Annotated in this window: 14 protein-coding genes; 11 read left to right on the top strand and 3 right to left on the bottom strand. The window is 49.5% G+C overall.

Annotated features, from left to right (window positions below):
- The first annotated feature begins 505 nt into the window (after window positions 1-505).
- The 9 genes from gltB (A3K86_RS11065) to A3K86_RS11025 all read left to right on the top strand — a co-directional run bounded on the left by gltB (A3K86_RS11065) (window position 506) and on the right by A3K86_RS11025 (window position 16,989).
- On the top strand, window positions 506-5,053 hold the full coding sequence (gltB, locus tag A3K86_RS11065; RefSeq protein WP_068330960.1) for a glutamate synthase large subunit: 4,548 nt from the start codon (window positions 506-508) through the stop codon (window positions 5,051-5,053).
- Complete coding sequence (locus A3K86_RS11060; RefSeq protein ID WP_068330959.1) at window positions 5,046-6,518, top strand: glutamate synthase subunit beta; 1,473 nt, start codon at window positions 5,046-5,048, stop codon at window positions 6,516-6,518. Before gltB (A3K86_RS11065) ends, A3K86_RS11060 begins: the two co-directional genes overlap by 8 nt.
- Window positions 6,519-7,053: 535 nt before the next feature.
- The gene (gene gltB, locus A3K86_RS11055) at window positions 7,054-11,517 is read left to right on the top strand and encodes a glutamate synthase large subunit (RefSeq protein WP_068330958.1); all 4,464 of its coding nucleotides are present in this window, start codon (window positions 7,054-7,056) and stop codon (window positions 11,515-11,517) included.
- A 12-nt stretch (window positions 11,518-11,529) separates the two neighbouring features.
- Complete coding sequence (locus A3K86_RS11050) at window positions 11,530-12,942, top strand: glutamate synthase small subunit (RefSeq protein ID WP_068330957.1); 1,413 nt, start codon at window positions 11,530-11,532, stop codon at window positions 12,940-12,942.
- 213 nt (window positions 12,943-13,155) lie between these two features.
- On the top strand, window positions 13,156-13,857 hold the full coding sequence (gene mtnN / locus A3K86_RS11045; protein ID WP_068330956.1) for a 5'-methylthioadenosine/S-adenosylhomocysteine nucleosidase: 702 nt from the start codon (window positions 13,156-13,158) through the stop codon (window positions 13,855-13,857).
- On the top strand, window positions 13,857-14,810 hold the full coding sequence (locus A3K86_RS11040; protein WP_068330955.1) for a cobalamin biosynthesis family protein: 954 nt from the start codon (window positions 13,857-13,859) through the stop codon (window positions 14,808-14,810). The genes mtnN and A3K86_RS11040 overlap by 1 nt, the downstream gene beginning before the upstream one ends.
- Before the next feature lie 3 nt (window positions 14,811-14,813).
- Window positions 14,814-15,647: a vitamin B12 ABC transporter substrate-binding protein BtuF gene (btuF, locus tag A3K86_RS11035; RefSeq protein WP_068330954.1), complete on the top strand. Its 834-nt coding sequence runs from the start codon at window positions 14,814-14,816 to the stop codon at window positions 15,645-15,647.
- 60 nt (window positions 15,648-15,707) lie between these two features.
- Window positions 15,708-16,316, top strand: coding sequence for a TRIC cation channel family protein (locus tag A3K86_RS11030; protein ID WP_068330953.1), 609 nt, complete (start codon window positions 15,708-15,710; stop codon window positions 16,314-16,316).
- Window positions 16,317-16,569: 253 nt separating this feature from the next.
- A complete protein-coding gene (locus tag A3K86_RS11025; protein WP_068330952.1) occupies window positions 16,570-16,989 on the top strand; it encodes a VOC family protein in 420 nt (139 codons plus the stop codon).
- 64 nt (window positions 16,990-17,053) lie between these two features.
- Here the strand turns inward: A3K86_RS11025 and tyrS are convergent, their stop codons facing one another.
- Window positions 17,054-18,241: a tyrosine--tRNA ligase gene (tyrS, locus tag A3K86_RS11020; protein WP_068330951.1), complete on the bottom strand. Its 1,188-nt coding sequence runs from the start codon at window positions 18,239-18,241 to the stop codon at window positions 17,054-17,056.
- A 128-nt stretch (window positions 18,242-18,369) separates the two neighbouring features.
- Here tyrS and A3K86_RS11015 point away from each other — a divergent pair, with 128 nt between their 5' ends.
- Entirely contained in the window at window positions 18,370-19,689 is a 1,320-nt protein-coding gene (locus A3K86_RS11015) for a peptidoglycan DD-metalloendopeptidase family protein (protein WP_068330950.1), read from the top strand.
- A gap of 131 nt (window positions 19,690-19,820) precedes the next feature.
- Here A3K86_RS11015 and erpA read toward each other — a convergent pair whose 3' ends face one another.
- Window positions 19,821-20,162, bottom strand: a complete 342-nt coding sequence (gene erpA / locus A3K86_RS11010) for an iron-sulfur cluster insertion protein ErpA (RefSeq protein ID WP_068330949.1) — start codon at window positions 20,160-20,162, stop codon at window positions 19,821-19,823.
- A 59-nt stretch (window positions 20,163-20,221) separates the two neighbouring features.
- Window positions 20,222-21,613: a H(+)/Cl(-) exchange transporter ClcA gene (gene clcA, locus A3K86_RS11005; RefSeq protein WP_068330948.1), complete on the bottom strand. Its 1,392-nt coding sequence runs from the start codon at window positions 21,611-21,613 to the stop codon at window positions 20,222-20,224.
- Between the two features lie 321 nt (window positions 21,614-21,934).
- Between clcA and hemL the strand changes: the two genes are divergently transcribed.
- Window positions 21,935-23,233 (top strand): glutamate-1-semialdehyde 2,1-aminomutase, encoded by a 1,299-nt coding sequence (gene hemL, locus A3K86_RS11000; RefSeq protein WP_068330947.1) that lies wholly within the window; start codon window positions 21,935-21,937, stop codon window positions 23,231-23,233.
- Window positions 23,234-23,411 lie beyond the last annotated feature (178 nt).

Below are 23,411 nucleotides of genomic sequence, written 5' to 3'. Positions count from 1 at the left end.
GTCGTTCTCACTTTGTAAATAAAATACAACAAAACAAACCACTAGCATCCGTTAGTAACCTTACACAAAATAAGGTTTAACTATGACACCATGACACCAATATGCAATTTACTGCCATTTCACGCATAAGTACGCACCATTATAGGGCTAACATGCAGTGTTATTGCACCGCATCGGAAAATTGCCGCTATTTTTTGTTGGTAATTAAAGTATCAAAACTGTAGGATAGTTACACTTATGTGCAAATAATGAGCAACATTTGTGACATAAGCTACGCAAAAATCAGTGATTTATGTCACTAACTCATGCAATTTCAGCAGATCGAATGACCAGAACCGCTCTGCTGCAAAATTAAGTTTGCTACGTGATCCACAACATCATCCCACAGCAAACACTCCCTTGCTTTACTGAACAGGTAGTTCATCACAAGTAACAAGGCGAGAGATAACGATTAGGGAAGTACAAACCTTGGGAAGAGGTTTGTGAATACTGGAAGGATGTATCTATGACAGATCAAGAGCTGAATGCTCAGGGGCTTTATGTACCTGAACTCGAGCACGATGCCTGTGGTATCGGCTTTGTTGCCCACCTAAAGAACCGTAAATCCCACGAGATTGTAACCCAAGCCCTTGATATGCTTGCCCGTATGGAGCACCGTGGCGGACAGGGTTGTGATCCATGCAGTGGCGATGGCGCCGGGATCTTATTACAAAAACCGCATGAGTTCTTACTCGAAGAAACCGTCAAACTGGGTATCAAGCTTCCTGCTTTTGACCAGTACGGCGTCGGTGTAGTGCTATTTCCTAAAGACGAACACAAACGTCAGCAATGTCGCGATATTCTTGAGCGCAATGCCAAACGCTTAGATCTCGAAGTGATTGGCTACCGTGTATTACCGGTCGATAACTCGATGATCGGTGAAGACCCGCTCAGCACCGAACCGCAATTTGAACACGTCTTTATCACAGGCGGGGCAAACCTCGATCCTGCGGTACTGGAGCGTAAACTTTACGTGCTGCGTAATTACACGGTTCGTGTCTGTTTAGAAAGCGTGTCCAATATTGGTGACGATTTCTATATCAACTCACTGTCTTACAAGACCTTGGTTTATAAAGGGCAGCTCACCACAGAGCAAGTTCCACAATACTTTTTGGATCTGCAAAACCCAACCATGGTAACCGCGCTCGCCTTAGTGCATTCGCGTTTCTCAACCAATACTTTCCCGCGTTGGCGTCTGGCACAACCTTTCCGCTACATCGCCCATAACGGTGAAATCAACACCGTACGCGGTAACCTGAACTGGATGAAGGCGCGTGAAGCGATCCTTGAGTCCAATTTATTCAGCCAGCAAGAAATCAACATGCTGCTGCCAATTTGTCAGGAAGGCAGCTCTGATTCTTCAAACTTTGATATGGCGTTAGAGCTGTTAGTGCTATCTGGTCGTAGCCTACCGCACGCGCTAATGATGCTGATCCCTGAAGCATGGCAAGAAAACAAAAACATGGATCCTAAACGCCGTGCTTTCTACCAATATCATGCCAACATCATGGAACCTTGGGATGGCCCTGCATCGGTGTGCTTTACCGATGGGGTTCAAGTCGGTGCGACGCTAGACCGAAACGGTCTGCGCCCTTCTCGCTATACCGTCACCAAAGATGACTTCCTGATCATGGCATCAGAATCTGGGGTGGTCGAAGTTGAGCCAGACAATGTTCACTTCCGTGGTCGCTTACAGCCAGGGCGCATCTTCGTTGCCGACCTTGAGCAGGGCCGCATCATCTCAGACGAAGAAGTCAAAGACAGCATCGCCTCTGCTCAGCCTTACGAGCAATGGGTTAAAGATAACCTTCTAACCCTAAAATCGTTGCCAGAAGCAGATAACATGCACCACCAGCCAACCCCTGAGCGTTTGTTGCATCACCAACAAGCCTTTGGCATGAGTGCAGAAGAAGTAAACGAAATCATCGTTCCACTGGCTAAAACCGGTTATGAACCGCTAAGTGCAATGGGCGCTGACTGGCCACTGGCTGTACTGTCACACCAATCGCAGCACTTATCGAATTACTTCAAGCAGCTATTTGCTCAGGTGACCAACCCGCCGATTGACCCTATCCGCGAACGCATGGTGATGTCGCTCAATACTTACTTGGGCAAAGACCACAACCTGCTCACCGAATCACCACAGCACTGTCAAAAAGTCGAGCTAGAATCACCCGTTCTATCGAATGCGGAATTAGAAAAACTGCGTGCCATCGATAACGAGCACCTTCAAGCCAAAACGCTAGATATCGTTTTCCGTGCTAACGGTGAAACCGGCAAGCTTGAGCGCGCTCTAAAACGTATCTGTCAGTACTCAGAAGATGCGGTCGTTGATGGCTACTCGATCATTATTTTGACTGACCGTGCTGTTAACTCCAATCACGCAGCTATCCCTGCTATGTTGGCGGTTGGCGCGGTTCACCATCACCTGATCCGCAAAGGGCTTCGCGCAAAATGTGACATCGTGGTCGAAACGGGCGATGCCCGCGAAACTCACCACTTTGCCACCCTAGTCGGCTACGGGGCGAACGCCGTTAACCCATACCTAGTAACTGAAACACTGGTAGATCTGCAACGTAAGAACAAGCTTGATCCTGAAACGCCAACCGCGGATTTATTCGATAATTACCGCAAAGGCGTCAACGGTGGTCTACTGAAAATCTTCTCTAAAATGGGAATTTCGACCCTTCAGTCATACCACGGCGCCCAAATTTTTGAAGCCTTGGGGATCAGCAAAGCCGTTGTTGATAAGTACTTCACTGGCACAGTTTCGCGTATCCAAGGTCTATCTATCGATGATATCGCCAAAGAAGTCCTGATCCGCCACCGCATTGGTTACCCAACCCGTGAAATCCCGATCCAAATGTTGGATGTTGGTGGGGTTTACCAATGGAAACAGCGTGGTGAAAAGCACCTGTTTAATCCTGAAACCATCTCTTTGTTGCAGCAATCAACCCGCAACAAGGACTACAGCCAGTTTAAACAATACGCCAAAGCGGTTGATGACCAAGGTGATGATGCTGCAACCCTGCGTAGTCAGCTTGAATTTATCAAAAACCCAGCTGGCGCGATCTCAATCGATGAGGTCGAGCCTGCGGAAAATATCTTAAAACGCTTTGCCACTGGCGCCATGAGTTTTGGCTCGATCTCATACGAAGCGCACTCCACCCTCGCTGTTGCGATGAACCGTATCGGTGCTAAGTCGAATTCAGGTGAAGGCGGTGAAGACCCTGCGCGTTTCGAGCGCAAAGACAACGGTGATTGGGAACGTTCGGCGATCAAGCAGGTTGCGTCAGGCCGTTTCGGCGTAACGTCTTACTACTTGACCAACTCTGATGAAATTCAGATCAAGATGGCGCAAGGGGCAAAACCGGGCGAAGGCGGTCAGCTACCGGGTGATAAAGTCGATGACTGGATCGGTGCTACCCGTCACTCTACCCCTGGGGTCGGTTTGATTTCACCACCACCGCACCACGACATTTATTCAATCGAAGACTTAGCCCAGCTGATCTACGATTTGAAAAATGCCAACCGTGCTGGCCGTGTTAACGTTAAATTAGTATCGGAAGCAGGTGTTGGCACCATCGCCTCAGGCGTAGCCAAAGCCAAAGCCGATGTTGTCCTCATCGCGGGCTTCGATGGCGGTACGGGGGCATCACCAATGTCGTCAATTCGCCATACCGGTCTGCCTTGGGAGCTTGGTCTGGCAGAAACGCACCAAACACTACTGAAAAACGGCTTACGTAACCGTATTGTGGTGCAAACCGATGGTCAGATGAAAACCCCGCGCGACCTTGCCGTTGCAACCTTACTGGGTGCCGAAGAATGGGGTGTCGCAACCGCAGCATTAGTCGTTGAAGGCTGTATCATGATGCGTAAGTGTCATAAGAATACTTGTCCGGTGGGGATTGCAACGCAAAACAAAACCCTACGCGAGCGCTTTGATGGTCGCGTTGATGACGTCGTAACCTTCTTCCAATACATGGCACAAGGTCTGCGTGAAATTATGGCTGAACTGGGCTTCCGCACCATAGATGACATGGTCGGTCAGTCACAGAAGCTGAAAATCCGCCAAGACATCGGCCACTGGAAATACCAAAACCTTGACCTTAGCCCTGTGCTCTTTATCGAACAGGCGCGTGAAGAAGACGGTGTATTCAACCAGCGCGAGCAAAACCACAACTTGGAAAATGTGCTGGATCGCCAGTTAATCCAAGCGGCTGCCCCAGCCTTGTATGAAGGCAAGCAAGTGGATGTGGAGTTTGACATCATCAACACCGACCGCAGTGCCGGTACCATGTTGTCGAATGAAATCTCCAAGATCTACAAAGACCAAGGTTTGCCACAGCCAATGAACGTCAAGTTCAAAGGTTCAGCAGGTCAAAGCCTCGGCGCTTTCTTGGCGAAAGGGGTGAAGTTTGAAGTAGAAGGCGATGCCAACGACTACTGGGGTAAAGGCCTTTCGGGCGGTACCTTGGTGCTCTACCCTGATGCTAACTCTGACATCATTCCTGAAGACAACATCATCGTTGGTAACGTCTGTTTCTACGGTGCAACTTCTGGCGAATCCTATATTCGCGGTCTAGCGGGTGAACGTTTCTGTGTTCGTAATTCAGGAGCCCATGTCGTTGTCGAAGGTGTGGGTGACCACGGTTGTGAGTACATGACAGGTGGTGTCGCTGTCATCTTAGGTCCAACAGGTCGTAACTTCGCGGCAGGCATGAGCGGAGGAACTGCTTATGTATGGGATCAGTTCGGTGACTTTGAAACCAAGCTCAATCCAGAGCTGGTTGACCTCGACCCGCTAACGCAAGAAGACAAAGAACGTCTTCATACCATGCTGACCAAGCACCTGGTATACACCAAGAGTACGGTCGCACAAACCTTCCTCGATAACTTCGAAGCGAACTTAGCGAAGATGGTAAAAGTAATGCCAAGGGACTACAAAGCGGTATTACAAAAGCGTCAAGCGGAAGCACAAAACAAGGAAACGTTGGAGGCCGTCAATGGGTAAACCTACTGGATTTTTAGAACACGGCCGCGAGCTGCCGAAGAAATTAGACCCAAGCGTGCGCATTCAAGACAACAAAGAGTTTGTCTTAAATGACGAGTTTGGTGACAAGATCAACACCCAAGCTTCTCGCTGCATGGACTGTGGTGTCCCTTTCTGTCACAACGCGTGTCCGATTGGCAACATCATTCCAGAGTTCAACGATGCGGTGTACCGTGATAGCTGGGAAGAAGCTTGGAATATCCTCAGCTCAACCAATAACTTTCCCGAGTTTACAGGTCGAGTCTGTCCGGCCCCTTGTGAAAGCGGCTGTGTACTCGGGATCAACCAAGATCCCATCACTATCTGTAATATCGAAAAAACCATTGTTGAAACGGCTTACCGTGAAGGCTATGCCAAACCGAAAAAGCCGCGTAGCCGTACCGGTAAAACCGTAGCAATTATCGGTTCCGGCCCTGCTGGATTAGCCGCCGCAGAGCAACTCAACAGTGCGGGTCACTGCGTGACGGTGTTTGAGCGAGATGAGAAAGTGGGGGGCCTCCTGCGCTTTGGGATCCCAGATTTTAAACTCGGTATGGACATCATTGATCGCAAGATCAACTTGATGGCAGAAGCTGGGGTGAAGTTTGAAGTTAACGCACACGTTGGGGTCGATATTAATGCCCTTCAGTTACGCCAAGATTTTGATGTGGTGTTGCTAACAGGTGGCTCGACCGTACCTCGTAACTTACCTATCCCAGGGCGAGAGCTTAACGGCGTCCACTTTGCGATGGATTTTCTGGCACAAAACAACCGTCGTGCCAATGATATGGATTTGAAAGCCGAAGAAATCCATGCCGCGGGGAAACACGTGGTCGTCATTGGTGGTGGTGATACCGGCTCTGACTGTGTCGGGACTTCAAATCGCCACGGTGCCGCTAGCATTACCCAAGTGGAAATTATGCCAGTGCCACCAGCAACACGACCTTCGAGTCAGCCATGGCCGTCGTACCCGATGATCATGAAAACCTCTACTTCGCATGAAGAAGGTTGTGACCGTTATTGGAACATTCTAACCAAAGAATTCATCGGTGATGAAGCAGGCAACCTCAAAGCTCTGCGCATTGCCGATATTCAATGGCAAGAAGCCCAACACGGTGAGCGTCCAAACTTTAAAGAAGTCGAAGGTACTGAACGCATTATCCCATGCGATATGGCATTTCTGGCTATGGGCTTTTTGCACCCAGAGCCAACCGGTGTCCTTGCTCAACTCGATATTGCCCTTGATGAGCGTGGCAATGTCGCAACCGAAGGTTTTGCAACCAATCAAAAAGGGGTGTTTGCCGCAGGCGATATGCGAACAGGTCAATCATTGGTGGTTCGTTGTATCAATGAAGGTCGCGAATGTGCTCGTGAGATTGATGACTATCTCATGGGTGGCTCAAACCTTGAAGCCAAAGCGGACTCGTTGATGCTCGCCAAAGCATAATTCCATCATCGAATCGCCATCAAGACGCCATGAAACCTTGATGGAATGCACCGCATAAACAAGCCAGCTCAGTCGAGCTGGCTTTTTTTACGTGTAGCACCCCGATCTTATTCTGGTATCAAACTCCCAGACGACACCAAACCACCACCGACGGAACTCTGATTTTATTCATGTAGAGTGCGTATTTTCATTCAACGAACTTCTCTTTGAACGCTTTCAATTTGTCATTCTTTGTTGCTGACGCACCAGATTATTAGCCAAGCCGCAAACCTCACCTTGTAACAACCAAGTTAACAAAAACCAGAAATATAGCGAATTAACCTGCTATTTTGATGTTATCAGTCATAAAAATGCATTCACGGTCAAAATTTGACCTTTCTGTAAATTGCCGTTAACTTGAAAGGTCGCAGGATGCGTCATGGTGATCAACCATCACCATAACTATGCAGTTGGACCACTTATGAACACACGAGTAATGACGGTCAATTGCAGTTAAAGGACACGCTCAGGATGAGCAGACCAAGGGAGAGTTGTAATGACACTGTATGACCCAAGGCTGGAAAAAGATAATTGTGGATTTGGCTTAATCGCCCATATTGAAGGGGAAACGAGCCACAAGTTAGTACGAACAGCGATTTCAGCTCTGGATCGTATGACCCACCGTGGGGGTATTGCCGCTGATGGGAAGACCGGTGATGGCTGTGGACTGTTAATGAAAAAGCCAACCGCCTTTTATCGCCTGATCGCCGAAGAACACAACTGGAAACTCGCAAACGAGTTTGCACTCGGGATGTTATTTCTCAGCCAAGATCCCGTCAAAGCAGAACAAGCCCGCACTATCATCAGCGAAGAACTAACCAAGGAAACCCTTACCATCGCTGGATGGCGAGATGTACCTATCAATCCACAAGTACTCGGTCCAATCGCCAAAGCATCATTACCCGACATCGCCCAAGTCTTTATTAATGCCCCTGCAGGTTGGAAGCCCCGCGATATTGACCGTCGCTTGTACATCGCTCGCCGCCGCATCGAACAACGTATCAATGACGATCCCGACTTTTATATCTGTAGTCTTTCTACGCAAGTCACTGTCTATAAAGGCTTATGCATGCCAGCGGATCTACCTAAATTTTATAGCGATTTAGGCGATCTTCGACTCGAATCATCTATCTGTTTGTTCCACCAGCGTTTTTCCACTAACACCCAACCACGCTGGCCACTGGCTCAACCTTTCCGCTACCTTGCCCACAATGGCGAGATCAATACCATCGCTGGCAACCGTCAATGGGCGCGTGCTCGAGGCTATAAATTTGCCTCTCCACTGCTGCCAGATTTACAAACCGCAGCGCCCTTTGTGAACGAGACCGGCTCTGATTCATCGAGTTTAGACAACATGCTCGAACTATTTCTCGCAGGGGGAATGGATCTGTTTCGGGCGATGCGCATGTTAGTCCCGCCAGCGTGGCAAAACCACCCTGATATGGATCCTGAACTGCGGGCGTTTTACGACTTTAACTCGATGCACATGGAGCCGTGGGATGGCCCTGCCGGGATCGTGATGTCTGATGGGCGCTATGCCGCCTGTAACCTTGACCGTAATGGCTTGCGCCCTTCGCGCTATGTGATCACCAAAGATAAATTGATCACCCTCGCCTCTGAAGTTGGCATTTGGGATTACGCCCCAGATGAAGTGGCTGAAAAAGGCCGTGTCGGACCGGGTGAGCTACTAGTGATCGACACCAAATTTGGCAAGATTTGGCATTCAAAAGACATTGATAATGAGTTGATGGCGCGTCATCCATACAAAGAGTGGCTCGATAGCCATGTTAAACGCCTGACCCCATTTGAAGAGCTCGACGATGACCAAGTGGGCAGCCGCTCGCTATCGGATACCGAGCTTGGCAGCTATCAAAAACTGTTTGGCGTCAGCCGAGAGGAACTCGACCAAGTTCTCAGGGTGATTGGGGAAAATGGACAAGAGGCCACTGGCTCTATGGGGGATGATGCGCCAATGGCCGTGCTTTCATCCAAAGAGCGAGCTATAACCGATTACTTCCGCCAGATGTTTGCCCAAGTGACCAACCCACCGATCGATCCTCTGCGTGAAAAGCATGTGATGTCACTGGCAACCTGCATCGGACGTGAGATGAACGTGTTTTGTGAAACCGATGGTCACGCCTATCGCGTTGCGTTTAAATCGCCCGTGTTGCTGTATTCTGATTTAGTCCAGTTGTTAGAGCTCGATAGTCAGTATTACCGCAACAGCATTATCGACATTAACTACAACCCACAAGAGAAAGATCTCAAGCAAGCCATTATCGATTTATGCGACCAAGCCGAACGACTGGTACAAAGCGGCACCGTTTTGATTGTGCTATCCGATCGCGGTATCAATAAAGATAAACTGCCGATCCCTGCCGCAATGGCGGTTGGCGCAGTGCAAAACCGTTTGGTCAACGCGAATCTACGCTGCGACGCCAACATAGTAGTCGAAACGGCAACCGCCCGCGATCCGCATCAATTCGCCGTGCTGCTTGGCTTTGGGGCAACCGCTGTTTATCCGTATCTCGCTTACGAATCGTTAGCGCAGCAAATTGATAACGGGGCGATCAACAAACCGTATCGCGATGTGATGGTCAACTTCCGTGATGGGATCAACAAGGGCTTATTCAAAATCATGTCCAAAATGGGGATCTCGACCATCGCCTCTTACCGCTGCTCACGTTTATTCGAAGCGGTTGGCTTACACCAAGAGATCATCGACCTCTGCTTCCCGGGCACGGCCAGCCGAATATCAGGCGCCAATTTTGAAGACTTCCAACAAGACAGTATTAACCTTTCCCGTCGCGCTTGGCTTAAACGCAAGCCTATCGACCACGGTGGCTTACTGAAATATGTCCACGGCGGCGAATTCCACGCCTACAACCCAGATGTGGTTGGCACCCTCCAACAAGCGGTGAAGTCCGGTGACTATCAAGACTACCTCGCGTTTGCCCGTGAAGTGAACGATCGCCCTGTCGCCGCACTCCGTGACTTACTCACCCTAAGTGAGCTGCAAGATCCCATCGCGATTGAGCAAGTCGAGGCCGCTACTGAGCTATATAAACGCTTCGACTCCGCAGCGATGTCGATTGGCGCACTGAGCCCTGAAGCGCACGAAGCGTTAGCGATCGCCATGAACCGCTTGGGCGGTCATTCTAATTCAGGAGAAGGTGGCGAAGACCCACGCCGCTTTGGCAATGAGCGTAACTCGCGAATCAAACAAGTAGCCTCTGGGCGTTTTGGGGTCACCCCGCACTATTTGGTCAACGCTGATGTCATTCAAATCAAAGTCGCACAGGGGGCAAAACCCGGCGAAGGTGGTCAGTTACCGGGGCATAAAGTCACTACCGAAATCGCCAAACTTCGTTATGCGGTGCCGGGCGTGACCTTGATTTCTCCGCCGCCCCACCATGATATTTACTCGATAGAAGACTTGGCGCAGCTGATCTTCGATCTCAAAGAAATAAACCCGCAAGCCATGGTCTCGGTCAAACTGGTGTCTGAGCCAGGTGTGGGCACCATCGCCACTGGCGTTGCCAAAGCCTACGCCGATCTCATTACCATTTCAGGCTACGATGGCGGTACCGGAGCAAGTCCGCTGACCTCGGTGAAATACGCAGGTAGCCCTTGGGAACTTGGCTTAGCCGAAACCCAACAAGCCCTAGTTGCCAACGGCTTGCGCCATAAAATTCGCCTTCAGGTCGATGGCGGCTTGAAAACAGGCTTAGACGTGGTCAAAGCCGCGATCCTAGGTGCAGAAAGCTTTGGCTTTGGCACCGCTCCTATGGTGGCGCTAGGCTGTAAATACCTGCGGATCTGCCACCTAAATAACTGCGCGACTGGGGTCGCCACCCAAGATGAAACCCTTCGCCAAGACTACTTCAAGGGCTTGCCAGAGCAGGTGATGAATTACTTTATCGGCCTTGGACAAGAAGTGCGCGAGCTGCTCGCCAAGCTTGGGGTAGAAAAGCTCACCGATCTCATTGGTCGCACCGATTTACTCACCGCAGTGGAAGGCTTCAGTGCCAAGCAAACCAAACTCGATTTAACCAGCTTACTGGCAACACCAAAGCCAGTTGAAGGCAAAACCGTATATTGCAGTGAAGCCAATACCCCGTTCGATGAAGCAGCGCTTAGCAACACCTTGCTTGCAGAAGCGCTCCCTGCCATTGAAAGTCGCAGCGGTGGCGATTTCTACCATGATATTCGCAACACCGACCGTTCAATCGGGGCGCGATTATCCGGTGAAATTGCTCAGCGTTATGGCAACCAAGGCATGGCCTCATCTCCAATCAACCTTCACCTCACAGGCACTGCCGGACAATCCTTTGGGGTCTGGAATGCTGGGGGCTTAAACCTTTATCTTGTTGGTGATGCCAACGACTATGTCGGCAAAGGGATGACTGGCGGCAAAGTGGTGATCCACCCACCAATCGGCTCGGCATTCGCCTCACACCAAGCTTCGATCATAGGCAACACCTGCTTATACGGCGCAACGGGCGGTAAATTGTTTGCCGCAGGCACCGCCGGCGAGCGTTTCGCGGTACGTAACTCAGGGGCGATTGCCGTAGTTGAAGGTGCGGGAGACAATGCCTGTGAGTACATGACTGGTGGGATCGTCGCCATCTTGGGCAATACCGGCGTCAACTTCGGTGCCGGCATGACAGGAGGCTTTGCCTATATCCTCGATGAAAGCGGCGATTTTACAGGGCGGGTCAATCCCGAGCTCGTCGAAGCCTTGCCACTGGCGGGCTTGCAGATCCACCAAGAGCACCTGCGCGGCTTAATCGACCGCCACTTGCAAGAAACAGGGTCAAGTCGTGCCCAAGCGATATTGGCAGATTTCGATCAATGGATCCCGAAATTCTACCTCGCCAAGCCTAAGTCGGCCGATGTGAATACCCTCTTGGGTCACCAAAGCCGTTCAGCCGCAGAGCTGCGCGTTCAAGCACAATAAGGAGGGAACCTCATGAGCCAGAACGTTTACCAATTTATTGATGTTGCACGCATCGACCCAGCAAAGAAGCCACTTAAAATCCGTAAGATTGAGTTCGTTGAGATTTATGAACCCTTTACCCAGCAACAAGCCAGCGCGCAAGCTGATCGCTGTTTAGACTGTGGTAACCCGTATTGCGAGTGGAAATGTCCGGTACACAATTACATTCCACAATGGCTTAAGCTCGCTAACGAAGGACGTATTCTTGAGGCGGTTGAGCTCTCTCATCAAACCAATACCTTGCCTGAAGTTTGTGGTCGAGTATGCCCCCAAGACCGCTTATGCGAAGGTTCCTGTACGCTTAATGGCGACTTTGGCGCCGTCACCATAGGTAACGTTGAAAAGTACATTACTGACAAAGCCTTTGAGATGGGTTGGAAACCCGACATGTCACATGTCGAATGGACAGATAAGAAAGTCGCTATTATTGGCGCCGGTCCTGCAGGCTTATCTTGCGCAGATATTCTGATCCGTAACGGGGTGAAACCCGTGGTCTTTGACCGCTACCCTGAAATTGGCGGCTTGTTAACGTTCGGGATCCCCTCTTTCAAATTAGAAAAAGAAGTGATGATCAACCGCCGTAAAATCTTCAGCGAAATGGGCATTGAATTTCAGCTCAATACCGAAATCGGTAAAGACGTTCAGCTAAGTGATTTACTCAACGATTACGATGCAGTGTTCCTCGGGGTCGGTACCTACAAAAACATGCGGGCTGACTTAGCCAACGAAAATGCTGATGGCGTTTACGATGCGCTACCTTTTTTGATTTCCAACACCTACAAAGTGATGGGGCTTGAAAGCGATCAACCTTTTACCAATATGGCGAACCAACAAGTGGTGGTGCTAGGTGGCGGTGATACTGCGATGGATTGTGTCCGCACCTCTATTCGCCAAGGCGCGAGCAAAGTCACATGTGCCTATCGTCGTGATGAAGCCAACATGCCGGGCTCGAAACGTGAGGTTAAAAATGCCCGCGAAGAAGGGGTTAACTTCCAATTTAACTTGCAGCCACTTGGCATCGAAGTGAACGATAGTGGTCAGGTTAGCGGAGTGAAAATGATCAAAACAGCACTCGGTGAACCCGATGCGGCGGGTCGTCGTCGCCCTGAGCCTGTTGCTGGCAGCGAACATGTGATCCCAGCCGATGCCGTGATCATGGCATTTGGTTTCCAACCGCACGCGATGCCGTGGTTAAGCGCTCACGAGGTCGACCTTGATCAGTGGGGACGAATAAAGGCGCCCAAACAAAGCGACTATCCGTTCCAAACCTCGAACCCGAAAATCTTTGCTGGTGGCGATGCGGTTCGCGGTTCTGACTTGGTGGTCACCGCTATCGATGAAGGTCGTCAGGCCGCTGAAGGGATATTAGATTTCCTCGATATTTAATCTTCTCTCCATGATAAACAAGCTCGGCTGAATGCTTTCATTACCTAAGAAAGCATTCAGCCAAAGGCTAAGTAAAGGCGAGCGTGAAGAGCCCTATCACCCCATGAATATTCGGTGGCGATAGACTCGGATCTCTCGCTTTTTATTTGTTACAATCTCGCCATTATTTCACTCACTGTGAGTGAAGGACTGATCAATAAAGAGAAGCTACCTATGAAAATCGGCATTATTGGCGCAATGGAGCAAGAAGTTGCGATCCTAAAAGACCAACTAGCAAACTGTGAAACGCACAACAAAGCAGGTTGTACCATCTACACAGGTACGCTAAATGGTGCTGATATCGTGCTACTACAATCTGGTATCGGTAAAGTAGCGGCAGCTGTTGGCTCAGCAATCATGATGGAAGTTTTCCAACCTGACGTTGTGATCAACACAGGTTCAGCGGGCGGCTTCGACAGCAGCCTAAACGTAGGTGATGTGGTTATTTCAAGCGAAGTACGCTACCACGATGCTGACGTAACAGCGTTTGGTTACGAAATCGGTCAAATGGCGCAGCAACCAGCGGCTTTCGCGTCTGATGCAAAACTAATGGATACCGCGGCACAAGCTCTTGCTGCAATGGAGCAAGACGTACACGCGGTACGCGGTCTGATCTGTACTGGCGATGCATTCGTATGCAGCGCGGAAAAACAACAATACATCCGCGACAACTTCCCAGCGGTTATCGCAGTTGAAATGGAAGCAGCTGCGATTGCACAAGCATGTCACCAGTTCAACATCCCATTCGTGGTAGTACGTGCGATCTCTGACGTTGCCGACAAAGAATCGCCAATGAGCTTCGACGAATTCCTACCACTAGCAGCGAAAAGCTCGTCTGTAATGGTAGCGAAAATGGTTGAGCTACTTAACCAGTAATGGCTAACCTGTCCGCGTTTCTCGCAGACAACGGCTCCCTACTTGCAATGTGGGGAGCCGTGGTATTGCATTGGCTGATCGCCATCCCTGCCGAGCTCCATCCGCTGACCCTGTGGCAACGCGTCGCCTTAATGGTCGGCAATCGCGTCAATAAACCCGATGATAATCGTCAGCAACGCATGTTATCCGGTTTACTGGCTTGGTTACTGATGTGGGCAACTATCTTGATCATCTTAGTGGCGTGTCGCCAATTGGTCTGGATTGATGCCCTGTTTAACCTAACCCTGCTGTGGTTTGCGCTGGGCTGGAAAAATATTGCCCAGTTTAGCCAGCAATTTATCAAGGCATACAGCGCAGAAAACAAAACCTTATGCCGTCACTTACTCAGCCATCGCCTCAATCGGCAAACCGATAGCCTTTCTTTACTCGGGCTCGGCAAAGCAGGCGCTGAAACCCAATTACTCGGCTACGGACGTGAAGTCGTTGCGGTCTTATTCTGGTATGGCTTAGCGGGAGGTATTGGCGCTGTCATGTATCGTCTCGCGGTGAGTTTGGCGCGCGCTTGGTCACCGACACGCACCCAGTATGCTGAATTTGGCTTACCTGCGATCCGTATTCTCGCAGTGCTCGATATTATTCCGCTGCGCTTATTTGCCCTCTTGATTGCCATAGGACGTAACGGACAACTCGCGCTGCGCAGCCTGTGGCAACACGGTGAGCAATGGCAATTACCTGGCCCAGGTTGGCTACTGATCGCCACAGGTAACAAACTGTCGTTATCGCTAGGCGGACCGGCAATGTATGGCGAGCGTAAACTGGAGCGCCCACGGTTAGGCGGCAAGATTGCCCCTGCAGCTTTGCACCTCGCCCAAATAGAACAAGTTACCCGCAGCCGGATCTTCATCTGGCTGATCATTCAAAGCGGTATATTGATACTTTTCCAAGGAGTGTAAATCGTGCGTTTCACCTGTTTATTGCTACTGAGTTTCACGGCCTGCACTGCTTTAGCAGCCCCAGCACAACGGGTGATCAGCCTCTCTCCGCACATGACAGAACTCGCTTATGCCGCCGGGCTTGGCGATAAAATGGTGGCAGCATCCGAATACAGCGACTACCCAGCCGAGGCACTCGAACTTGAGCGAGTTGCCAACCATCGCGGTATCAAGTTGGAACGCATTTTAGCGCTACAACCCGATTTAATTCTGGCGTGGAAAAGCGGCAACCCACCCCGCGAAATGGCTAAGCTCGAACAATTGGGCTTCAATATTTTTTACTCCACCTCTAAAGAGTTGCCAGATATTGCCAATACCATTGAGCGTTTAGGGCAATATGCAAACTCACCGAAACAAGCGCAGCAAGTCGCCAGCGACTACCGTCAACAACTCGCTAAACTGACCGCTCAGTATCAAAACAAAACCAAAGTACGTTACTTTTACCAAATTAGCGCCGCCCCCATGATCACGGTGGCAGACGGTCATTGGCCGACCCAAGTGTTCCAAGTCTGTGGTGGCGAAAACATTTTTGCCGCGAGTAAAGCGCCTTATCCGCAGGTATCGCAAGAGCAAGTTGTGATCAGACAACCAGAAATCATCTTTGGTACCTCTCATGCGAATACCAATGTTGCTATGTGGCAGGCATGGCAAGGTAAAATACCAGCGGTGGATAACCAGCATGTTTTTACGGTGACGTCTGACTGGCTCAATCGTCCAACGCCACGCACCATAAAAGCAATCAAGCAGGTTTGTGATCACCTCGATGCAGTAAGAGCTCAACGACAAGCCCAAGACTAAAGTTTCTCTGATTTAGCAGCCGGCTTAGCTCTCGGTTTCTCTCTTTTTCAGGTATCAGTAATGCTTATCTATCTCCTTGATATGTTCGGAACGGCGGTCTTCGCAGTATCAGGTGTGCTTTTAGCCGGCCGACTCCGTATGGACCCTTTTGGTGTTGTCGTGCTCGCCAGCGTGACCGCCATTGGCGGTGGCACCATTCGTGATATGGCGCTGGGGGCAACCCCCGTATTCTGGATCACAGACACCAACTACTTGTGGGTGATCTTCATTACTTGTTTATTCACCATGGCGGCTATTCGTCGGCCCCAAAAACTACCTTGGTACGTACTGCCTGTCGCCGATGCCATTGGCTTGGCAGTGTTTGTCGCTATCGGGGTAGAAAAAGCATTACGCTTTGAAGCCACTCCTATGGTTGCGGTGCTAATGGGCGTCTTAACTGGCTGTGGCGGCGGGGTGATCCGTGACGTATTGGCAAGGGAAATCCCAATGGTGCTGCGAACCGAAGTGTACGCCACCGCCTGTATCTTAGGTGGTACCGTCCACACCCTTGGGCTAACCATTGGCGTGGGTAACGAGGTCTCCTCTTTAGCAGGGATCATCACCACCCTTACCATTCGTCTCGCCGCAATCCGTTGGCACTTATCTTTGCCATCGTTCACGTTGCGCTAATCACTCCTGTAGCGCTGCAACAATGTAAGAAAACCGCCGACCACGGCGGTTTTTTATTGCCAACTTCGCGACACCATCAGACTTCCAACTCAACTGTTATAGCCCTTTCTTTGGTACTACACAACCATTAAATAAACTAAAAACTTTACTTAACCAAATGCTCGACTACTATATAAAGCATAAAGTTTATTTAACACTCAAAAAGATCATACAAGATACGGTATTCATAAACGTCAAAGGCAAGGAGCAGCTCATGGAACCCTATGTAGAACACGCCAATATCACCATCAAGGATATCAACCAAACTATCCGTTTTATCACCACCGCCATTCCCGAGTTTCAAGTTCGCCATCAAGGCGAAACTGAACACTACCGCTGGTGCCATGTAGGTACAGAACACAGTTATCTAGCGCTGCAAGAAGTCGTTGCCCGTGATTCGACTGACCGCCAGCCTTACGTTGATGTTGGCATCAACCATATTGGTTTAGTGATTGACGATGTCGATGCGGCTAAATCGCGCTTGCTTGCCGCCGGTTATCGCGAAAACCCAATGGCAGCGACAGCTCATCCGTGGCGTAAGCGGATCTATTTCTTTGATAGCAGCGATGTAGAGTGGGAATTTATCGAGTATTTAACAGACGATGCCGCGAAGAAGAATGACTACCAGCAGTAGATGAAAACACAGGCACAAAAAAAGGCGCCTAAGCGCCTTCAATCGTGCATTGAATAACTAAAGATTACTTTAGCGTAATGCGTGCGAACTTACGTTTACCAACTTGGTAAACCGCAGTGCCCGCCGCAGGCTCTAGTTTAGTATCTTCAATTTTCGCACCGTCGATTTTCGCAGCACCCTGACGGATCATGCGCATCGCATCAGATGTTGAGTTCACTAGACCCGCTTCTTTTAGCAAGTTAGCAATCGCGATGCCAGCTTCGAATTCAAACTCAGGCATTTCGTCAGGCATAGCACCTTTTTGGAAACGGTTGATGAACTCTTGCTCAGCCGCATCAGCATCCACTTCAGAGTGGAAGCGAGCAATGATTTCTTTCGCCAGTAGGATCTTCACATCACGTGGGTTTTTGCCGGCAGCGATGTCTTTCTTGAATTGCTCGATCTCTGGAAGCGGGCGGAAAGATAGACACTCGAAGTAGTTCCACATCAGATCGTCAGAGATCGACATGATTTTACCGAACATCTCATTCGGTACATCGTTCACACCAATGTAGTTGTGAGCCGACTTCGACATTTTCTTCACGCCGTCTAGGCCAACTAGTAGTGGCATAGTCAGTACAACCTGAGGTTTTTGACCGTTGGCTTTTTGTAGCTCACGACCCATCAGTAGGTTGAACTTCTGATCGGTACCGCCAAGCTCAACGTCAGTTTCCATTGCTACTGAATCGTAACCTTGTAGCAGTGGGTACATGAATTCATGGATTGCGATAGGACGACCGTCTGCGTAACGCTTTTTAAAGTCATCACGCTCTAGCATACGCGCTACAGTTTGGTTTGATGCCAGACGGATCATACCTTCTGCACCTAGCTCTGAAAGCCATTTAGAGTTGAACTCAATTTTGGTTTTTGCCGGATCTAGGATTTTGAATACTTGCTCTTTGTAGGTTTCTGCATTCGCAAGTACGTCTTCGCGTGTTAGCGGTGGACGTGTGGTGTTTTTACCCGTTGGGTCACCAACCATACCTGTGAAGTCACCGATCAAGAATGTCACATCGTGGCCAAGCTCTTGGAAAGTACGAAGCTTGTTGAGAATAACAGTGTGACCAAGGTGAATATCAGGTGCTGTTGGATCGGCACCTAGTTTGATACGTAATGGACGGTTTTCTTTTAGTTTGGCAATCAGCTCTTCTTCTGGAATAAGCTCATCGACACCACGCTTAATTTCAGCTAAAGCCTGTTCAATGCTGGCCATTCTTGTTCGCTCCCACAGAATTGGCAAAAAAGTAATAATCGAACATCTTACTTGAATAGCGATGTTTTTTGAAACCAGTTAGACTGAGAGTTGTCTATTTTTTTATTCAGGCCAGTTATAGATACACCATGCCGTTTCGTAAGCTAAGTCAATTACCCAAGCTCCACCAGATCCTGATCGCCACGATCAGTGCCTTTATCGTCATCTTGTTGTTATTGCCTTCACCCGATGCTGTTGCACCGATTGAGCGTAAATTTGAAATTGGCAAGGCCTACCCGCTAGAACTGGATCTCGACACACCTCAATTAATATCAGCTCAGCCTCAACCGCTGACCACCGCGCCCCTTTCATGGAAAAAGCACACCATTCAATCTGGTGAAAGCTTGGCAGTGGTGTTTGATAAAGTAGGATTGAGCCCAGGTACCTTGTACCGATTAGTAAATGCCGATGAAGGCACCAAAAGCCTCACCAGCCTGCGTCCAGGCGAAACACTTCAGTTTGGCTTTGATGATAAACAACAGCTCATTCAGTTGGTCAAACCGATTTCCTCTACTGAAACCTTAATGATCACCCGTGCGGGCGATAGCTTTGTTTCTAAGCAAGAAAAGAAAACGGTAGATACCCAGCTAAACTTTGCCAAGGCGACCATTACCTCAAGCTTTTGGAATGCGGGTGATAAAGCAGGCTTAACCGCTAACCAAATTATGGAAATCGCGGGGATCTTTGGTTGGGATATCGACTTTGCCTTGGATATCCGTGCTGGCGACAAATTCTCAGTGCTGTTTGAAGAGCGCTTTGTCGAAGGTGAATCCATTGGTCGCGGCAATATCTTAGCGGCAACTTTCACTAACTTAGGGCAAACTTTTACTGCCGTTCGCAGTGAAGATGGCAATTATTACGACAAAGACGGCAATGCGATGCGTAAAGCCTTCTTGCGCTCGCCAATCAACTTCCGTTACGTGAGCTCAAACTTCAACCCTCGCCGCCTTCACCCAGTTACTGGACGAGTAAGGCCTCACCGTGGCACCGATTACGTTGCCCCTGTTGGCACCCCGATTTGGGCTGCGGGTGACGGTATCGTGATGAAGTCTTCGTACAACAAGTTCAACGGTAACTATGTCTTTATTCGCCATAGCTCCACTTACATCACCAAGTACCTGCACATGACCAAACGTAAAGTGAAAACCGGTCAGCGCGTGAAACAGGGTCAAGTCGTCGGCACATTGGGTGGCACAGGTCGAGTGACGGGTCCTCACCTACACTATGAATTCTTGGTTAACGGCGTGCACAAAAACCCGCGTACGGTGAAATTGCCACAAGCTAAATCGCTTAAAGGTAAGCAAAAGACCGTCTTTAAGAAGCATGCCAACGAGCGCTTGAACCAACTGGCGCAGTTCAGCAACTTACTGGCAGGTTCGCCGGGACCACTGCTGATCAATCGAAGCTAAGCCTTCGCAGCTGCACCTTCTGAACAAAAAAAGACAAACAAAAAGCCGTTGCTCGCAAGAGCAACGGCTTTTTTAATATCTCGCTTGGTTCATCTACTCGCTAGATGAAAACCCGGCTTAGCAAATAATCATTAAACGCTAAATGATGCACCACAACCACAAGTGGTCGTTGCATTCGGGTTGTTAACGAAGAAACGTGAACCCTCTAGGCCTTCAGTGTAATCAACGGTACCGCCGATCAGGTATTGTAGGCTCATTGGGTCAACAACCAAGGTAACACCTTCTTTTTCAATGGTTGTATCGCCTTCGTTTACCTTCTCATCGAAAGTAAAACCGTATTGGAAACCACTACAGCCGCCACCTGTGATGTACACACGCAGTTTTAGCTCTGGGTTTTCTTCTTCAGCGATTAGCGTTTTCACTTTTTGCGCGGCTACATCTGAAAAGTTTAGCGGCAAATTGGTGTCGCTCATCAAGACCTCACATACTTATCGTGTTATTAAGCGGATTATCTAATACCTGACTAGCACGTTCAAGTATTGACCACCTCTTCGCGTAGTTTTTCTTTTTTTATCGTCCGATGCAAGAGCTGAGAGTAAATCGGCTTGCCACCTAACACTTGCGCCAACATAGTGGCGCCCAAAGTGGTAATGATCAGCGGCACGATCAGATGATAGTTATTGGTCATTTCAATAACCAGCAAAATCCCAGTAATCGGCGCACGCACGGTAGCGGCAAATAGCGCCCCCATACCTGCAATAGCAAAAATACCCGGCTCTAAACCAAATTCAGGAAAAGCCATTTGCACCAATGAACCGTAGAAAGTACCGAACAAGGTCCCCAATGCCAGCATAGGTGCGAAAATACCACCCGGCGCACCAGAGCCAAAACACAATAAGGTCGTCGCTACACGCGCCAAGAATAAAATCAGTAATAAGCTAACACTGTATTTACCGTTGGTCGCATCAGGAATAATAGCAATCCCCCCACCCGTTAGCTCAGGTAGGTACAGCAGTAGCAAACCAAAACAGCCACCGAGTAAAGTGCCGGTAATGAGGTATCGACGACGGTCATTTTTATGGATCTTGGCAAACAAATCTTGGGCTAGGGTCACCAAGCGATTGAAGATCACCCCAAATACACCAAAGAACATCCCTAAGATCAGAAAGAGCCACAGCGAGGTTAGCACTGGGGCATCGTATTGCGGCATGGTGATCACCGCATCTTGACCTTTGATGCTCCGGAAAACAATGTTGGCAACAATCGCAGAGATCATCACGCACTTAATCGAAATCAGGCTGTAGCGAAACTGCGGGCGCATTTCCTCAACCACAAACATGATCCCCGCCATGGGCGCATTAAAAGCTGCCGCCAAGCCACCCGCAGCACCCGAGGCTAACAAGGCATGACGACCTTCTTTATCTTTAAGGCGGAAAATATCAGAAATCATGCGCCCCACATTACCACCCATCTGGACAGTCGGCCCTTCACGCCCTAACACCATCCCCGAGCCTAATGCGCCTAAACCACCAAAAAATTTCACTGGCAGTACTCGCCACCAGCGCACAGGGCGAATGTCATCCATCGCCCCTTCAATTTCAGGGATCCCCGAACCTCCCGCTTCCGGCGCAAAACGGTGCACCAAAAAGTAGCCGATAAACGCAAGGCCGGCACTCACCACAAACGCGGTGAACCACAAAGGTAAATTACTGCTGATCGCATCGCGCAACCAATCTGTCCGCTGCTCGGAAACCCAGTGCACGCCGATTTCAAACAAAGTTCCCATCAGGCCGGCGATCAAACCCACAATGGCGGCAAGTAATAACACTGAAACTGGGGTTTTATCTTGCGATAAAAAACGCCGCACAAGGCGCGTTGGCTGGCGACGCCCTTTGGCCGCCTGAGGTTGAGCAGGTTCCGTCATGGTTTAACCGTATTAGTTAGTTACAGCAGAAAGGATAGATAAAGATTATGAAATAGCAGCCAGCATTAACTGAAAAATAATGCAATATGTGCTGGCGGCAAGCCTAACCAATACATCTATAAATTTACACAAACAATGTTGAAAACTAGCTTTCCATCACTGATCGCTCACCGAGTATGCAGTGTAAAAGATAGTAAAACTGAGATAATTGGGCAGGAAAAAATCAAAAAGATCCGTCAAATGGTGACAAACATCCCTAGCACTAGGGCTTTTCCTTTGGGTACAATGCCGCAGCTTAAATCATTTAATAGGACAAGACTTATGAGCAAATCAGCAGAATTATTTGCCAAAGCACAACAAGCCATCCCTGGTGGCGTTAACTCACCTGTTCGCGCTTTCGCAGGCGTTGGCGGTAGCCCACTGTTTATTGAACGTGCTGATGGTGCCTACATCTTTGATGCTGATGGTAAAGCGTACATTGATTACGTTGGCTCATGGGGTCCTATGATTCTTGGTCACAACCACGTTGCGATCCGCGATGCTGTGATCAGCGCTGCTCAGCGTGGCCTTAGCTTTGGTGCACCAACTGAAATGGAAATCACCATGGCAGAAATGGTGTCGCGCCTAGTACCATCAATGGAACAAGTGCGCATGGTAAGCTCAGGTACTGAAGCAACCATGAGTGCAATCCGTCTAGCGCGTGGTTTCACTAACCGTGACAAAATCATCAAGTTTGAAGGTTGTTACCACGGTCACGCAGACTGCCTACTGGTTAAAGCGGGCTCTGGTGCCCTGACCCTAGGTCAACCAAGCTCACCGGGTGTACCTGAAGATTTCGCAAAACACACTCTAACTTGTACTTACAATGACCTTGAGTCAGTACGCGCAGTGTTTGCCGAAAACCCAGAAGACGTGGCATGTATCATCGTTGAGCCAGTAGCAGGCAACATGAACTGTATTCCACCTGTACCGGGCTTCCTAGAAGGTCTACGCGAGATCTGTGACGAGTTTGGTGCACTACTGATCCTTGATGAAGTAATGACAGGCTTCCGTGTTTCTCACGGTGGCGCGCAAGGTTACTACAACATCAAGCCAGACCTAACCACACTAGGTAAAGTGATCGGTGGCGGTATGCCAGTTGGCGCATTCGGTGGTCGTAAAGACGTGATGCAATACGTTGCACCAACCGGTCCTGTTTACCAAGCAGGCACCCTGTCTGGTAACCCTGTAGCAATGGCAGCAGGTCATGCATGTCTAACCGTGCTAACCGAAGAAGGTAACGAACAACGTCTAGCGAACACCACTAAAGCACTGGCTGACGGCTTCAAAGCACTGGCTGAAAAACACGGTATCCCACTAGCAACTAACCAAGTGGGCGCAATGTTCGGTTTCTTCTTCACCACAGACGAAACAGTAACTTGCTACCAAGACGTGACTAAGTGTGACATCGAGCGCTTCAAGCGCTTCTTCAACCTAATGCTGAAGAACGGTGTTTACCTAGCGCCTTCTGCATACGAAGCATGCTTCACCTCGCTAGCACACGGCGACAAAGAAATTGAAGCAACCCTAGCGGCAGCCGATCGTGCATTTGCAACTCTAGCGGAAGAAGCAAAAGCATAATCGCTTTGACTCAAGCTAATACTTTAACGCCACGCATTTGCGTGGCGTTTTCTTTTCTAGCGCCAAAACACCACAGCTAGCACAGCGAGTCCCAACAAAACCCACACCGCTAATGGCAGGCGACGTTTGCGCTTCTGATCGCAATTATTCTCACAGCAGCCCATTACTTCCACCTTCT

Origin of the sequence: Photobacterium jeanii (genome assembly GCF_001650345.1) — a bacterium.
Lineage (GTDB): Bacteria > Pseudomonadota > Gammaproteobacteria > Enterobacterales > Vibrionaceae > Photobacterium > Photobacterium jeanii.
Note: the sequence above shows the minus strand (reverse complement) of the source record. Positions and strands in the feature narration are given on the sequence as shown.